This is a genomic window from Streptomyces sp. CB03234 (assembly GCF_001905885.1).
Lineage (GTDB): Bacteria > Actinomycetota > Actinomycetes > Streptomycetales > Streptomycetaceae > Streptomyces.
Genome location: NZ_LIYH01000002.1, coordinates 624,208 through 639,728, shown reverse-complemented (window position 1 = coordinate 639,728; position 15,521 = coordinate 624,208). Strand labels below are relative to the sequence as shown.

Genomic DNA, 15,521 nt, shown 5'->3' with positions numbered 1-15,521 from the left:
TCACCTCAGCTTCGGGTCGAGGGCGTCGCGCACCGCGTCGCCGAGCATGATGAACGCCAGGACGGTGACGCTGAGGGCGCCGGCCGGCCACAGCAGCATGTGGGGGGCGTTGCGGATCTGCGGGGCGGCGTTGGAGATGTCGATGCCCCAGGAGACGGTGGGCGGCCGCAGCCCGACGCCGAGGAAGGACAGGGTTGCCTCCAGCGCGATGTACGTACCGAGGGCGATGGTCGCGACGACGATGACCGGGGCGACGGCGTTGGGCGCCACGTGCCGCAGCAGCATCCGCCCGCTGCCGGCGCCGAGGGCCCGCGCGGCCTGGACGTAGTCGTTCTGTTTGGCGGTGATGACCGAGCCGCGGGCGATCCGGGCGACCTGCGGCCAGCCGAGCAGCACGATGAAGCCGACCACCGGCCAGACGGTGGAGCTGGTGACGACGGACAGGAAGACCAGGCCGCCCAGGACGACGGGGATGCCGAAGAACACGTCGGCGATCCGGGACAGCAGCGCGTCCCACCAGCCGCCGAAGAACCCGGCGAGCCCGCCCAGGAGGCTGCCCAGCAGGGCGGCGCCGAGGGTGGCGCAGACGCCGACGGTGATGGAGGCCCGCGCCCCGTACACCGTGCGGGTGTACACGTCGCAGCCCTGGGTGTCGTACCCGAAGGGGTGGCCGGGGGCGGGGCCCTGTTGGGACTTGGAGAGGTCGCAGCGCAGCGGGTCGGCGGCGGTGAGGATCTGCGGCCAGAGGGCGATCAGGACGAGGAAGACGATGAGGGCCGCGGAGACGAGGAAGACCGGGTTGCGGCGCAGTTGGTGCCAGGCGTCGGACCACAGGCCGCGGGGGCGGCCGGTGGTGGGCCTGTCCGGGGGCTGGGGCTCGCTCACCGGCGGGGCGGGCGCGCCGCCCGCGCCGGCCGGGGCGATGACGTCCGTGGCGGGGTCGAGGCGCTCAGGCATAGCGGATCCTCGGGTCCAGGACCGCGTACAGCAGGTCGACGAGCAGGTTCGCCACCAGGAAGACGATGACGAGGATGGTCACGAAGCCGACGACGGTGGGCGCGTTGTTGCGCAGGATGCCCTGGTAGAGCTGGTAGCCGACGCCGTGGATGTTGAAGATCCGCTCCGTGACGATCGCGCCGCCCATCAGGGAGCCGATGTCGGCGCCGATGAAGGTGACGACCGGGATGAGGGAGTTGCGCAGCAGGTGGCGGGTGATGACCCGGTGACGCGGCAGGCCCTTGGCGATGGCGGTGCGGACGTAGTCGGCGCGGACGTTCTCGGCGATGGAGGTGCGGCTGAGCCGCGTGACGTAGGCGAGGGAGACCAGGGCGAGGACGACGCCGGGGAGGATCAGCTCGTCGATGCGGGCGTCGGCGGGGACGGAGGGGCGTACCCAGCCCCATTTCACCCCGAGGAGGAACTGGAGGAGGTAGCCGGAGACGAAGGTGGGGACGGAGATGACGACGAGGGTGAGGACGAGCAGACCGGTGTCGAGGGGGCGGCCGCGCTTGAGGCCGCTGATGACGCCGAGGGTGATGCCGATGACGATCTCGATGACGATGGCGACGAGGGTGAGGCGCAGGGTGACGGGGAAGGCGGAGGCCATCAGCTCGGTGACCTTCTGGCCGTTGAACGCGGTGCCGAAGTCGCCCTGGAAGATGGCGCCCATGTAGAGCAGGTACTGCCTCCACAGCGGCTGGTCGAGGTGGAGGTCCTTGCGGATGCGGGCGGCGGTGGCGGGGTCGGGCGCCTTGTCGCCGAAGAGGGCCGCGACCGGGTCGCCGAGCGCGTACACCATGAAGAAGATGAGGAACGTGCTGCCGATGAACACCGGGATCATCTGGAGCAGCCGCCGGATCACATAGCGTCCCATGGGGGCTCCGGAGGATCGGGGGTCAGCTGACCTTGATCTGGTCGTAGACGGGGACGCTGAACTGGTTGAGGGTCACGTCGGAGAGCCGCTCCGAGTAGCCGGCGCTGCCGTTCTGGTACCAGAGCGGGATGGCCGGCATCTGGGCGGCGAGGATCTGCTCGGCGGCCTGGAAGTCCTTGACGGCTGCCGCCTGGTCGGTCTCGCGGTTGGCCTTGTCGACGAGGCCGTCGAACTCCTTGTTGCTGAACTTGCCGTAGTTGGAGGACCCGCCGGTGTAGTAGAGCGGCTCCAGGAAGTTCTGGATGAGGGGGTAGTCGGCCTGCCAGCCGGAGCGGAAGGGGCCGGTGAGCTTGTACGTCGTCTGCTGGTCGCGGAAGTCGGCGAAGGTGCCGATGGGGCTGACGGTGCAGACGGCGCCCCGGCCGAGCGCGTTGTTGACACTGTTGCACACGGCGTCCATCCAGGCGCGGTGCGAGCCGGTGTCGACGTTGGAGGTGAGCGTCACCTTGCCGCCGGGCAGGCCGCCGCCCTCCTCGATGAGCCGCCTGGCCTCCGTGGGGTTGTAGGCGCAGGCGTCGCCGCAGATCCCCTTGTAGCCGCCGTCCGCGCCGAGCGCCGGTGAGGTCCAGTCCTTGGCGGGGGTGCGGGTGCCCTGGAAGATCTGCTTGGTGATCTCCTCGCGGTCGACCGCCATGGACAGGCCCCGGCGGACCTTCTCCATGCCGGGCTTGTTCCACTCGGGCCGGTGGAGCGGGAAGACCAGGGTCTGGATGATGAGGGCGGGCTGGTTGATGTAGCGGTCGCCGAGGTCGCCCTCCACGTTCCTGAGCGCTTGCGCGGGTACGTCGTCGAGGAGGTCGAGGTGTCCCGAGATCAGGTCGGTGTAGGCGCTGTTGTTGTCGGTGTAGACGATGAGGTCCACGCCGCCGTTGCGGGCCTTGTCCTCGCCCTTGTAGCCGTCCCAGCGGCGCAGCTTCATGTTGCTGCCGCGGGTGTACGACTCGACGGTGTACGGGCCGTTGCCGACGGGCTTGGCGAGCCAGGCGTCGTGGTCGGTGAAGAACACCCGGGGCAGGGGAACGAACGCCTGGTAGCCGAGGGTCTCGGGCCAGGTGGAGAACGTGTCCTTCAGGGTGACGGTGAAGGTGCGGTCGTCCTTGACGACCAGGCCGCGCATCGTCTTGGCCCTGGCGGGTCCGGAGGCGGGGTGGACGTCGTCGTAGCCGACGATGTCGCTGAAGAAGGGCGAGTTGGCCTGCTTGTTGTCGACGTGGGCCCCGTAGTTCCAGGCGTCGGTGAAGGACCTGGCGGTGACGGGCTCGCCGTTGCTGAACGTCCAGCCCGGCTTGAGGGTGATGGTGAAGTTCCGGGAGTCGGTCGTCTCGATCTTCTCGGCGACCGTGTCGCGGGCCTCGCCGGTCTTCGGGTCGTACCTCTTGAGGCCCCGGAAGAGCATGTCGAGGACCTTGCCGCCCTGGACCTCGTTGGTGTTGGCCGGTTCGATCGGGTTCTGGGGGTCGCCCCAGGAGGAGCTGACGATCCCGTCGGCGCCACCGCCACCGCCACCGCTGCCGCCGCCGCAGGCGGTCGCCGCGAGGGCGACGGCCACCGCGGCCGCGGCCCACCTGGCGTGCGTGGCTCCGCGCATGGATGCCTCCCGTGGTCGTGGTCCTTGGTCTCGCCCTAGGCCCACATACCACCCCATACGGTGCATGGGTGCACGCTGTACCCGCCCGTCCGGGCGCCGCACCACCCGCATGCGCGACGGCCGCGGGCGCGGAAGGGCCGCACGCGCGGCCCCGGCGGGCCCGCACGCGCCGGCATCCGTACGACGGCCTCCCGGCCATGCCGCCGGCTCCGACTCCATCAGGCGCGCCCGGCGGCAGGGCACCCGGGACCGGCCCCGCACGCGCCAGGACGCCTCGCCCGGCCGGGCCCGGCAGCCCCACCCCGACGGCCCCGCGCCGGCCGGACCGTAGCCCCGCGCGGCGGGCGGCGGGCGGCACGGCACGTGCGGGTACGCGAGCACGGCGGGTACGCGAAGGTGCCCCGGCCGGGTGGGGCCGGGGCACCTTCGTACGCGTAGAGCCGCGCCGCGCCTTACGCCGCGTGGACGACGTCCTTCTCCTCGGCGAAGTGGCACGCCGACTCGTGCGCCGCCGGGCTGTCGGAGCCCCGGAAGTGCTCCGGGATCGCCAGCAGCGGCACCTCCTCGGCGCACTTGTCCTCGGCCTTCCAGCACCGGGTGCGGAAGCGGCAGCCGGACGGCGGGTTGGCCGGCGACGGGACGTCACCGGTCAGGATGATCCGCTCGCGGCCCTCACGGGCGTCCGGGTCGGGCACCGGGACCGCCGACAGCAGCGCCTGGGTGTAGGGGTGCGTCGGGTGGTCGTAGATCTGTACGTCCGTACCGATCTCGGCCATCTTGCCGAGGTACATCACGCCGACCCGGTCGGAGATGTGCCGGACGATCGACAGGTCGTGCGCGATGAAGAGGTACGAGAGGTTGAACTCGTCCTGGAGCTTCTCCATCAGGTTGACGACCTGCGCCTGCACCGAGACGTCCAGCGCCGAGACCGGCTCGTCGCAGATGATGATCTCGGGGTTCAGGGCCAGGCCGCGGGCGATGCCGATGCGCTGGCGCTGGCCGCCGGAGAACTGGTGCGGGTAGCGGTTGATGTACTCGGGGTTGAGCCCCACCACGTCCAGCAGTTCCTGCACCTTGCGGCGCCGGTCGCCCTTCGGGGCCACCTCGGGGTGGATCTCGAAGGGCTCACCGATGATGTCGCCCACCGTCATCCGCGGGTTGAGCGAGGTGTACGGGTCCTGGAACACCATCTGGATGTTCCGGCGCACCGCCTTCAGCGCCCGCCCGGACAGCTTGGTGATGTCCTGGCCCTTGTAGAAGATCTCGCCCGCGGTGGCCTTCTCCAGCATCATCAGCAGCTTGGCGACCGTGGACTTGCCACAGCCGGACTCGCCGACGATGCCGAGCGTCTCGCCCTGGTAGAGGTCGAAGGAGACCCCGTCCACGGCCTTGACCGCACCGACCTGCTTCTTGAACAGGATGCCCTGGGTCAGCGGGAAGTGCTTGACCAGGCCCCGCACCTGGAGGATCGGCTCGCCGCGCTCCACCGGGGCCTCGATCGCCGCCACGGCGGCCGTCTCGGTGGCCGCCTCGACGGTCTCGACCTCGGTGACGTTCGGGGTCGCGTCCACGGCCGCCTCATCGTTCTTCCTGAGCTCAGCCATGGATCGTCTCCTTCCAGAAGTGGCACGCGCTGCCACGGCCCGGCAGCTCGCCGCCGTCCTGCTCCGTCACCGGCACCAGGGCCGGGATCTCCGTACGGCAGATGTCGTCCGCCTTCGGGCAGCGCGGGTTGAAGGCGCAGCCCGGCGGGATCTTCATCAGGTTGGGCGGCAGGCCCTTGATCGCGTACAGCTCCTGGCCCTTCTGGTCCAGGCGCGGGATGGAGTCGAGCAGGCCACGGGTGTACGGGTGCGCGGGGCGCTTGTACAGCTCGTGGATGGGCGCGTTCTCGACGATCCGGCCCGCGTACATCACCGCGATCTTGTCGGCGACGTCCGCGACCACACCCAGGTCGTGGGTGATCAGGATCATGCCCATGTTCTCCTCGCGCTGGAGCTCCGCGAGCAGGTCCATGACCTGGGCCTGGACGGTCACGTCGAGCGCGGTGGTGGGCTCGTCCGCGATGATCAGGTCCGGCTCCAGCGCCATCGCCATGGCGATCATGATGCGCTGGCGCATACCGCCGGAGAACTGGTGCGGGTAGTCGTTCACCCGCGCCGCCGCGGCCGGGATCTTCACCCGGTCCATCAGCTCGATCGCCCTGGCCTTGGCCTCCTTGCGGGACAGGCCGAGGTGGACGCGGTACATCTCGCCGAGCTGGTAGCCCACCGAAAGCACCGGGTTCAGCGCGGAGAGCGCGTCCTGGAAGATCATCGCGATCCGGCGGCCGCGGATCTTGCGGCGCTCCTCGGCGGACATCTTCAGCATGTCCTCGCCGTGGAACAGGATCTCGCCCTTGGGGATCCGGCCGGGCGGCATGTCGAGGATGCCCATGATCGCCTGGGCGGTGACCGACTTGCCGGATCCGGACTCGCCGAGGACGGCGAGGGTCTCGCCGGCGTCGACGCTGTAGCTGACGCCGTTGATGGCCTTGGCCACGCCGTCCCGGGTGTGGAACTCGACGTGCAGGTCGCGCACTTCGAGCAGCGGAGCGCTCGTCTTCTTGTCGATGGTGGTCAACGTACGCCCTCCTAGCGCAGCTTGGGGTCGAGGGCGTCGCGAACAGCTTCGCCGAGCATGATGAACGCGAGGACCGTGATGCTCAGGAACAGCGACGGGAAGAGCACCATGTGCGGGGCGCTCAGGAAGCGGTCCTGGCCGTCACTGATCATCAGGCCCCAGGAGATGTTCGGGGCCTGCACACCGATACCGAGGTACGAGAACGCCGCCTCGGCCGAGATGTAGACACCGAGGTTGATCGTGCTGACCACGATCACCGGGGCGACCGCGTTCGGCAGGATGTGGCGCATCGCGATGCGCCAGCCGTTCGCACCCAGGGCGCGGGCGGCCATCACGTAGTCGTTCTGCTTGTTGGTGATCACCGAGCCGCGCATGATGCGGAACAGCTGCGGCCAGCCGAGCACCGCCATGATCAGCGAGACGGTGACGACGTTGCCGGTGCCCAGCATCGCCAGCACGAGCAGACCGCCGAGGAGGGTCGGGATGGCGAACCAGATCTCGGTGAAGCGGGACACCAGGGCGTCCAGCCAGCCGCCGCGCAGACCGGCGATCATGCCGAGGACGCCGCCGACGAGCGTGGTCAGCACCGAGGTGAGGATGCCGACGATGATCGAGTTGCGGGCGCCGTAGATGGTCCGGGCGTAGATGTCGCAGCCCTGGACGTCGAAGCCGAACCAGTGCGCGCCACTGGGCGGGGTGACCGAGTTCGCCAGGTCGCAGAAGCCCTTGGCGTACGGGTCCTGGCTGGTGAAGAGCTGCGGGAAGACCGCCATGACGAGCAGGAAGAGGATCAGCACGGCGGAGACGAGGAAGACCCAGTTGTGCGTCAGGTCGCGCCACGCGTCGCTCCACATGCTGGCGACCCGCTCCGGCTTGTCCTCCTTGGTCCGCACGGGACCCCCGGGCGTGGCCGTCTTGACGGCCTCGCTCTCCTCGACGGTGGTGGAGGTGTTCTCAGGCATAGCGGATCCTCGGGTCGAGCACGGCGTAGAGCAGGTCCACGAGCAGGTTCGCGGCGATGTAGACGAGGACGAGCACGGTCACGATGCTGACGACGGTCGTCCCCTGTCGCAGGTACACGGCCTGGTAGAGGGTGCCGCCGATGCCGGGGATGTTGAAGATGCGCTCCGTGATGATCGCGCCGCCCATCAGGGCGCCGAGGTCGACACCGAGGTACGTGACGATCGGGATCAGCGCGTTGCGCAGTCCGTGCCGCACGATCACCCTCGGACGGCTCAGGCCCTTGGCGGTTGCGGTGCGCACGTAGTCGGAGCGCATCGTCTCGATCATGCTGGTGCGCGTGAGCCGGGCGATGTACGCGAGGGAGACGGACGCCAGGACGACGCCGGGGAGGAACAGTGTGGTGATGTCCTCGGCGCTGTAGGAGATCGGGACGAGCGCCCACTGCACGCCCAGCACGAGCTGGAGCACGTTGCCCAGGACGAACACCGGGATGGAGACCAGGAGGAGGGTCGACAGCAGCACCAGGTTGTCGAGGAACTTGCCGCGGCCGAGCGCCGCGAAGACACCGGCGACGATGCCGGCGACGGCCTCGACCAGGAAGGCGATGCCGGCCAGCTTGAGCGTGACCGGGAAGGTCTCGCTCATGATCTCGGACACCTCACGGCCGGTGAAGTCGGTGCCGAAGTCACCGGTCATCACACCGGAGATGTAGTACCAGTACCGCTGGTAGAGCGGGTCATTGAGGTGGTACTGCTCTCGCAGGATGGCTGCGATGTTCGGATCCGCCTTCTTCTCTCCGGCCAGTGCCTGGATGGGGTCACCGGGCAGCAGGAAGACAAGGCAGTAGAGAAGTATTGTCGCGCCGAGCAGTACGGGTATCGCCTGCAGAAGACGCCTGATCACATAACGACCCATCAGGTCTCCAGTTGTACGGATACCGGGAGGGGCACACCAGTGGGCCCCGCCCCGGGTGAGGGGTAATCGACAACGAGACGGCAGAAGGGGGGTGACGGGGCAGAACCCCGTCACCCCCACTGCTGTCAGGATCTCCCCGCGGAGATCCTTTGAACCGTCAGGCGGGGTTGACCGTGGTCCAGTCGACCTGGGTCATGTTGTCGATCCGCACGCCCGGCTTGAGGTTCTTGCTGAGGCCGGCGTTCAGCTTGTAGAAGTACACCGGGATGTACGGCATCTCCTTCAGCAGGATGTCGTCGGCCTGCTGGTACGCCTTGATCGCGGCGTCCTCGGTGGTCGCCGTGTCGCCCTGGTCGAGGAGCTTCTCGACCTGCGGGTTGACGTAGCCCGAGTAGTTGGAGCCGTGCTCGATGGCGTCCTCGGAGAAGATCGGGCGCAGGTAGTTCTCCGGGTGCGGGTAGTCCATGGACCACGCCAGGCGGAACGCGCCGCTGTACTTCTTGTCACCGAGGTCGTTCAGGATGGACTGGAACTGCTCGAACGGCTTCACGGTGACGGTGATGCCGAGGTTCTTCTCGAGCTGGCCGGCGACGGCGGTGATCCACTCCTTGTGGCCACCGTCGGCGTTGTAGCCGAGCTCCATCTTGTTGCCCGGCAGGCCGCCCGCGGCGTCGAAGGCCTTCTTGGCCGCGGCCGGGTCGTAGGTGCAGGGTGCGCCACAGGCGCCCTTGCGGTAGCCCGGGACCAGCGGGTTGATGAAGTCGTCCGCCGGCGTACGGGTGTTGACGAAGATCTTCTCGGTGATCGCCTTGCGGTCGATCGCCTGGGAGATCGCCTTGCGGATCTCCGGCTTCGCGAAGACCTTGTTGTACTTGATCGGGAAGCCGACGTAGCCGACGCCGGAGTCGGTGCCCTGGATGTAGCGGTCGCCCAGGTCCTTGGCGGCGGTCATCATCGCGGACGTCGGGATGGTGTCCATGATGTCGACGCGGCCACCGAGCAGGTCACGGTAGGCGGTGTCCTGGCTGCTGTAGATCTTGAACGTGACGCCCGAGATCTTGAGCTCGCCCGCGTCGGGGTGCTTGTCGTACTTGACCGTCTTGATCTGCTGGTTGCGGACGAACTTGCCGTCCATCTTGAACATGCCGTTGCCGATGGGCGCGGTCTCGAAGCCCTTCGGGTCCTTGAAGAAGGCCTTCGGCAGCGGGAAGAACGCGTTGAAGCCCAGCATGGACTTGAAGGCGCTGAACGGAGCCGTGAGCGTGACCTCGAGGGTCTTCTCGTCGACGACCTTCAGGCCCTTCATCTTGTCGGTCGCGGGCTTCTTGCCCTCGCCCGGGTTCAGGTCGGCGTACCCGTCGATCTTGTTGTAGAGCGGGTTCGTCTCCTGCGTGTTGTCCTGGTTGGCGCCGTAGTTCCAGGCGTCCGCGAAGGACTGCGCGGTGACCGGCTCACCGTTGTGGAAGGTGTAGCCGTCCTTGAGCTTGATCGTCCAGACCTTGCTGTCCTTGGTCTCGATCGACGCGGCCATGTCGAGCTGGGTCTCGTTCTTCTCGTCGTACCGCACGAGGCCGGTGAACAGGGCGTTCATGACCTCGGAGCCCTCGGACTCGTACGTGTTCGACGGGATCAGACCGTTCTGGGGCTCGCCGAGCTCCATCACGACCTGCTTGGCACCGTTGGCCTTGCTGTCGCTACCGCCACCACAAGCAGTGGCTGCCAGGGCGACGACTATCGCGCCCGCGACCCACTTGGCGCTGTTGGCACCGCGCATGGGTTCCTCCTCATGAGTCCACTTGTCACTACAAGAAGGGCACTTCGAGGTTGCATGCCGACACCCCTGACGGCGATGACCCAAGTGCCCCGAGTGTGCTCGTGAGTCGGCGCTCCCCACAGCGCGTGACCCATTGACCCGAGCTCAATGGAGCCAACTATTAAGTACGTCCGGGCCGTAAACCACACTTAAAGGGTCTCGTTTTGGCAACATCACCAAGGGCCTGAAGACCGAAATCCGGACAAAGCGATCACAGACAGACACCCGCGAAACGGACCGTTAACACATGTTCCGGAGAGCGACGGTCGATATCCGGACGCTTCGGCAGCGAAAACGCGTTGACGTGCGGTCAGCCGGCACCCACGAGGATCGGCCAGTACGGGGGCAGGGTCCCCGTACTGGTATAGGAGGCGGGTGCTCCGCTCCCCGGGCCGGGCTCGGGCCGGCCCCGCGCGGGAACGGCCGCATGAAAAACTCCCCGTCCTGGGAGGGGTTTATCCCTCCCAGGACGGGGAGTTGACAGCTCAGGCGCCGGGACGGCACCGGAACCGCCGGCTGCCGCGGGCCGGTGGCCCGTGCCCCGGCGTGCCGGTGCGTGCCTTGCGTGCCTGTGTCAGCCGTTCTTGGCGCGCGAGGCGGCGCGGGCGCGCTCGCGCTGGTCCAGGTTCACCTTGCGGATACGGACGGCCTCCGGGGTCACCTCGACGCACTCGTCGTCGCGGCAGAACTCCAGCGACTGCTCCAGGGAGAGCTTGCGCGGCGGGACGATCGCCTCGAACGAGTCGGCCGAGGACGACCGCATGTTCGTGAGCTTCTTCTCCTTGGTGATGTTGACGTCCATGTCGTCGGAGCGGGAGTTCTCGCCGACGATCATGCCCTCGTACACCTCGGTGCCCGGCTCCACGAAGAGGACGCCGCGCTCCTGGAGGTTGGTCATCGCGAAGGCGGTGACCGCGCCGGAGCGGTCGGCGACGAGCGAGCCGTTGTTGCGGGTCGTCAGCGTGCCGAACCACGGCTCGTGACCCTCGTGGATGGAGTGGGCGATGCCCGTGCCGCGCGTCTGCGTCAGGAACTCCGTACGGAAGCCGATCAGGCCGCGGGACGGCACGACGAACTCCATGCGCACCCAGCCGGAGCCGTGGTTGGACATGTTGTCCATCCGGCCCTTGCGGACGCCCATGAGCTGCGTGACGGCGCCCATGTGCTCCTCGGGCACGTCGATGGTCATGCGCTCGACCGGCTCGTGGACCTTGCCGTCGATCTCCTTGGTGACCACCTGCGGCTTGCCGATGGTCAGCTCGAAGCCCTCGCGGCGCATCTGCTCGACCAGGATGGCCAGCGCCAGCTCACCGCGGCCCTGCACCTCCCAGGCGTCGGGGCGCTCGGTGTCCAGGACGCGCAGCGAGACGTTACCGACCAGCTCGCGGTCCAGGCGGTCCTTCACCTGGCGGGCGGTGACCTTGCGGTCCTTGACGGCCGCCTTGTTGTCCGCGCCCTTGCCGGTGGCGCCCCGGCCGACCAGCGGCGAGGTGTTCGTACCGATGACCATCGAGATCGCGGGCTCGTCGACCGTGATCAGCGGCAGCGCGATCGGGTTCTCCGGGTCGGCCAGCGTCTCACCGATCATGATGTCCGGGATACCGGCGACGGCGCAGATGTCACCGGGGCCCGCCACCTCGGCCGGCTTGCGGGTGAGCGCCTCGGTCATCATCAGCTCGCTGATGCGTACGTTGGCGACGGTGCCGTCGCGCTTGATCCACGCGACCGTCTGGCCCTTGCGCAGCTCGCCCTGCTCGACGCGGAGCAGCGCGATACGGCCGAGGAAGTTGTCGGCGTCGAGGTTGGTGACGTGGGCCTGGAGGGGGGCCTCCTCGTCGTACACCGGGGCCGGGATGTGCTCCAGGATCGTGGAGAAGAACGGCTCCAGGTTGGTGGAGTCGGCCGGGACCGTGCCGTCCTCCGGCTTGGTCAGCGAGGCGATGCCGTCACGGCCGCACGCGTAGACGATCGGGAACTCGATCTGCTCCTCGTCCGCGTCCAGGTCCAGGAAGAGGTCGTAGGTCTCGTTGACGACCTCGTCGATCCGGGAGTCCGGGCGGTCCGTCTTGTTGATGCAGAGGATGACCGGCATCCGGCGCTGCAGGGCCTTGCGGAGCACGAAACGCGTCTGCGGCAGCGGGCCCTCGGAGGCGTCCACGAGCAGCACCACACCGTCGACCATCGACAGGCCGCGCTCGACCTCACCACCGAAGTCGGCGTGGCCGGGGGTGTCGATGATGTTGATGGTGATCGGGGCCCCGCCGTCCTTGGGGTGGTACTTCACCGCCGTGTTCTTGGCGAGGATCGTGATGCCCTTCTCACGCTCCAGGTCGTTCGAGTCCATCATGCGGTCGTCGACGGAGTCGAGCTGGTGGGCGGCGAAGGCGCCGGCCTGCTTGAGCATGGCGTCGACGATGGTCGTCTTGCCGTGGTCGACGTGGGCGACGATGGCTACGTTACGGATGTCGTGGCGCGTGGGCATGAGTGGCTTGCGCTTCTCTCGGATCGTGGGTGCGGCGTCTCTTTGTTCCTCGTACGCCCGCCGGGCGGACGCGCCACGGCTGTGTCCATGGTACGGGGCCGACGCGCGAAGGGCGTCTCGGCCCGTCCGGAGAAGATCGAACAGGTGTCTGGCGGTGCACTGGGGGTGCTTGCGTGGGCCCGGGTCATGGTCCGCACGCGAGCTTGCCCGCCGGGGGTACCGGCGGGCAAGCGACTTGAGCGGATTCTGAGGTTGGGGCCCGGTGCGCGGTGCGCTGCTACTTCTGCCTGAAGCCGATGTTCTCGTAGCGGGGGGTCGCGAAGCCGAAGGCCCCGGCGTTCACCACCGTCGTCCTCGCCGCCACCAGCTGCGGCCGCTGGTAGAGGGGGATCGAACCGGCCGCGGCCCAGATCCGGGCGTCGGCCTGCTTCACCAGGTCACGGGCCGCCTTCTCGTCCAGCTCGGCGGCTGCCTGGTCGAAGAGCTGGTCGATGTGGTCCGTACCGACCCGGGTGTAGTTCTGCTCCACCAGCAGGGAGCCGTCGGCGGCCGGCTGGGGCTTGGCGAAGATCGGCCGGCCGTCGGTGGCGGGGTAGGCGGTGGCGGGCCAGGAGTAGAGGGCCAGGTCGAAGTCGCCGGAGGCGATGTGGTCCTTGAAGTAGCTGTCGTCGGGGACCTTGACGATCTCGGTGCCGATGCCGATGCGGCCGAGCATCCGGGCGATCTTGTCGCCGACCGTCCGCAGGGACTCGGAATCGGGGCCGGCGGGGAGGACGAAGCGGAGCGTGAGCGACTCGCCGTCCTTGCCGAGCGGACCGGCGGCCGCGCCGGCGGGGGCCGCCGGGGCCGGGGCGGCGGTGCCGCGGGGGGCGTAGGCGCCGGGGGCCCCGCCTCCCTGGGCCTTGGGCTGGTCGGGCGCGCCCTTGTCGGTGTCGGTCTCGGTGCTCAGGGCTCGCACCTGGCGGTGGAGGGCGATGCCCTGGGCCGCCGCGGCGGGGGCGGGGGCCAGCACGTGCGTACCCTCCGGTCCGTCGTTGCCGCCGATGGCGGGCTCGGCGGGCTTGTCGTCGCCGACGATGTACAGGCCCTCGTCGGACGGTACGTCGTTCTTCCCGCCCTTCTCGTCCCGGGCGGGCGTGGCGCCGGCGGCGGGCTTGTTCGCGCCGGGATTGTTGGCGGCGGGCTTGTTGGCGGCGGCGGACGCCTCGGCGCCCGCCTTCGTGCCGTCCTTCGGGCCGGCGGGCTTACGGGCCCCGCCCCGCGTCCAGCCCGCGTCGGCCAGGAGCTCCTGGGCCTCCTCGGTGTCCTGGCCGCCCAGGGCGCCGCTGCTGTCGGCGTACGCCTGCTGCCCGGCGAGCGCGAGGTGGCTGCCGACCGGCTGCGCGGGCAGCCCGAGCGGCTTCAGGACCGCCTCGGCGAGTTCCTGGCGGTTCAGCGCGCGGGCCACCGCCCGGCGTACCCGGTCGTCGGAGAGCGGGCCGCTCTCGCCGTTGAGCGCCAGTTGTGTGTACGCCGGCTCCAGCGACTTGCGGACCGCGTAGCCGCGCAACGCCTTCTGCTCGGCCGCGTACGCCGCGAGGGCCTGCTGGTTCTTCAGCCGTGCCGCCTGGAGGAGCCGGGCCTGCGCGGGATCCGCCGGGGGCCCGGCGTTCGCGGCGGCCGACGGGGCCGTGTCCGTACCGGCGCCGGGGGCGGCGCGGTCCGCGTCCTTGACCGCGCGGGCGATCCGGTCCGCCGTGGCGCGGTCGATCTCCGCGAGGTCGAGCAGGCCCGCGGCGAGCGCGGTGGCGCGGCCGGAGCGCGGGACGGCACGCAGCACGATCGCGTCGAGCTTGGCCGGCTGCCCCCACCAGCGGGGGTTGCGTACGAGCGTCGCCGTACCGCTCCTGGCGTCGACGCCCTTGAGCTGGAAGGGACCGGCCGACGTGGCCAGCTGCGTACGGGCACCGTCGTTGAAAGTGGCCGGCGTCCCCATGACCTGCTTGGGGTAGAGCGGCGAGAAGAGGGCGCGCCAGTCGGCGTACGGCTTGTTGAAGGTGACCCGGACCTCCAGGTCACTGGCGCCGCGCTCGATCTTCTCGATGCGCTCGTAGCCGGCGTTGCGGGCGGTCCAGTAGGCGGAGTCCTTGCCGCTGAGGGCGTGCCACTGGGCGACGAAGTCGGGGGCGCCGATCTCGCGGCCGTCGGTCCACACCGCCTGCTGGTTGAGCTTGTAGAGGACGACCTGCTTGGGTTCGCGCTCGATGATCTCGGCGGATTCCAGGTAGTCGGGGTTGCGCTGGGGGCGGCCGCGGTCGTCGAGGGTGAAGAGGGTGGGCAGTACGGCCTGGGTGATGCGGGTGGTGGTGGCGTCGGCGTCCGCCTGGAAGGCGTTGAGGGTGGCGGGCATCGCGTCGACGGCCCAGCGCAGCGTGCCTCCGTCGGCGACCTTGTCGCGGGCGGCGGCGGCGATGTCCTGCGGGACGGCCCTGGCGTCGCTCTCCTCGTCGGAGGAGCTGCATCCGCTCAGTACGGAGACGGCGAGTACGCCGGTGGTGAGGAGGACGGCGGACCGGAGCGTGCGGGAACGGGGGCCCCGGGAGCATGTCCTCCCCCGAGGGGCGCCGACGTGGGACATGTCTTTTACCTCTTCGTCCTGTTTTGTGGAATTTAGAGATGATCACACCTATTGCCCATACACTGAAAACGACCGGCAGGGCCCCGTGGCGGCGACACGGCGGCGGTGCGCGCAAACACCACCCGTGCGGCCCAAGCCTCGGAAGAGTGGAATCCGCGCGCATGGCTTCACAATGGGGGATGTGACGCGCGACACTCTCAGGCGCGTGTTTGCCACCCGCGATCGCGGAAGTGAGGGCAATTCATGTCTCTCGAAGACGATCTGACCGAGGTCAAGCGCCGCCTTGAGGAGCTGGCCCGATCGGTCATCCAACTGGAACGGAACCTCGCGCAGCAGCGCGAGGGCAGGCCCGTTCCCACAGCGGTCGGCCGGCCCGAGGGCCTGGTGACCATCCCGGACACGCCGTACGACAGCTCCCTGTGGACCGACTCGGACGACGAGGGCCTGGGCGCGCGGGACCGCCGCGCCCCCTGACGGGGGTGGTGGCGCGCGCGGTGCCGCGGGATGACCGGGAGGTGCGGAACGTCCGCGCCGGGCCGTCCGGCCGACGTGCCCGCGGCGCGGTCGCCGAGTACGGCAGGGTCATGG

General features: G+C 69.1%; 11 protein-coding genes. 1 reads left to right on the top strand and 10 read right to left on the bottom strand.

Features of this window, described 5'->3' with window-relative positions:
* From AMK26_RS09715 to AMK26_RS09670, 10 genes are all read right to left on the bottom strand, one after another.
* Entirely contained in the window at positions 1–957 is a 957-nt protein-coding gene (locus AMK26_RS09715) for an ABC transporter permease (protein WP_079277524.1), read from the bottom strand.
* Positions 950–1,873 (bottom strand): ABC transporter permease, encoded by a 924-nt coding sequence (locus tag AMK26_RS09710; RefSeq protein WP_073754100.1) that lies wholly within the window; start codon positions 1,871–1,873, stop codon positions 950–952. Before AMK26_RS09710 ends, AMK26_RS09715 begins: the two co-directional genes overlap by 8 nt.
* Positions 1,874–1,895: 22 nt before the next feature.
* On the bottom strand, positions 1,896–3,521 hold the full coding sequence (locus AMK26_RS09705; RefSeq protein WP_073754099.1) for a peptide ABC transporter substrate-binding protein: 1,626 nt from the start codon (positions 3,519–3,521) through the stop codon (positions 1,896–1,898).
* A 452-nt stretch (positions 3,522–3,973) separates the two neighbouring features.
* Positions 3,974–5,125 (bottom strand): ABC transporter ATP-binding protein, encoded by a 1,152-nt coding sequence (locus AMK26_RS09700; RefSeq protein ID WP_073754098.1) that lies wholly within the window; start codon positions 5,123–5,125, stop codon positions 3,974–3,976.
* Positions 5,118–6,143, bottom strand: a complete 1,026-nt coding sequence (locus AMK26_RS09695; protein ID WP_073754097.1) for an ABC transporter ATP-binding protein — start codon at positions 6,141–6,143, stop codon at positions 5,118–5,120. The genes AMK26_RS09700 and AMK26_RS09695 overlap by 8 nt, the downstream gene beginning before the upstream one ends.
* Positions 6,144–6,154: 11 nt before the next feature.
* Positions 6,155–7,105 carry an ABC transporter permease gene (locus AMK26_RS09690; protein ID WP_073754096.1) on the bottom strand — a complete coding sequence of 317 codons (951 nt, stop codon included), beginning with the start codon at positions 7,103–7,105 and terminating at the stop codon, positions 6,155–6,157.
* A complete protein-coding gene (locus AMK26_RS09685; protein WP_073754095.1) occupies positions 7,098–8,021 on the bottom strand; it encodes an ABC transporter permease in 924 nt (307 codons plus the stop codon). Before AMK26_RS09685 ends, AMK26_RS09690 begins: the two co-directional genes overlap by 8 nt.
* 157 nt (positions 8,022–8,178) lie before the next feature.
* The gene (locus AMK26_RS09680) at positions 8,179–9,795 is read right to left on the bottom strand and encodes a peptide ABC transporter substrate-binding protein (protein WP_073754094.1); all 1,617 of its coding nucleotides are present in this window, start codon (positions 9,793–9,795) and stop codon (positions 8,179–8,181) included.
* Positions 9,796–10,408: 613 nt separating this feature from the next.
* Entirely contained in the window at positions 10,409–12,316 is a 1,908-nt protein-coding gene (typA, locus tag AMK26_RS09675; protein WP_073754093.1) for a translational GTPase TypA, read from the bottom strand.
* 277 nt (positions 12,317–12,593) lie between these two features.
* On the bottom strand, positions 12,594–14,933 hold the full coding sequence (locus AMK26_RS09670) for an ABC transporter family substrate-binding protein (protein WP_073754092.1): 2,340 nt from the start codon (positions 14,931–14,933) through the stop codon (positions 12,594–12,596).
* Between the two features lie 243 nt (positions 14,934–15,176).
* Between AMK26_RS09670 and AMK26_RS09665 the strand changes: the two genes are divergently transcribed.
* A complete protein-coding gene (locus AMK26_RS09665) occupies positions 15,177–15,407 on the top strand; it encodes a hypothetical protein (protein ID WP_073754091.1) in 231 nt (76 codons plus the stop codon).
* The last annotated feature ends 114 nt before the right edge of the window (positions 15,408–15,521 follow it).

Coding starts and splice junctions, on each gene's coding strand:
- AMK26_RS09715 (WP_079277524.1), bottom strand. CDS start 957: ATGCCTGAGCGCCTCGACCCCGCCACGGACGTCATCGCCCCGGCCGGC.
- AMK26_RS09710 (WP_073754100.1), bottom strand. CDS start 1,873: ATGGGACGCTATGTGATCCGGCGGCTGCTCCAGATGATCCCGGTGTTC.
- AMK26_RS09705 (WP_073754099.1), bottom strand. CDS start 3,521: ATGCGCGGAGCCACGCACGCCAGGTGGGCCGCGGCCGCGGTGGCCGTC.
- AMK26_RS09700 (WP_073754098.1), bottom strand. CDS start 5,125: ATGGCTGAGCTCAGGAAGAACGATGAGGCGGCCGTGGACGCGACCCCG.
- AMK26_RS09690 (WP_073754096.1), bottom strand. CDS start 7,105: ATGCCTGAGAACACCTCCACCACCGTCGAGGAGAGCGAGGCCGTCAAG.
- AMK26_RS09685 (WP_073754095.1), bottom strand. CDS start 8,021: ATGGGTCGTTATGTGATCAGGCGTCTTCTGCAGGCGATACCCGTACTG.
- AMK26_RS09680 (WP_073754094.1), bottom strand. CDS start 9,795: ATGCGCGGTGCCAACAGCGCCAAGTGGGTCGCGGGCGCGATAGTCGTC.
- typA (WP_073754093.1), bottom strand. CDS start 12,316: ATGCCCACGCGCCACGACATCCGTAACGTAGCCATCGTCGCCCACGTC.
- AMK26_RS09670 (WP_073754092.1), bottom strand. CDS start 14,933: ATGTCCCACGTCGGCGCCCCTCGGGGGAGGACATGCTCCCGGGGCCCC.
- AMK26_RS09665 (WP_073754091.1), top strand. CDS start 15,177: ATGTCTCTCGAAGACGATCTGACCGAGGTCAAGCGCCGCCTTGAGGAG.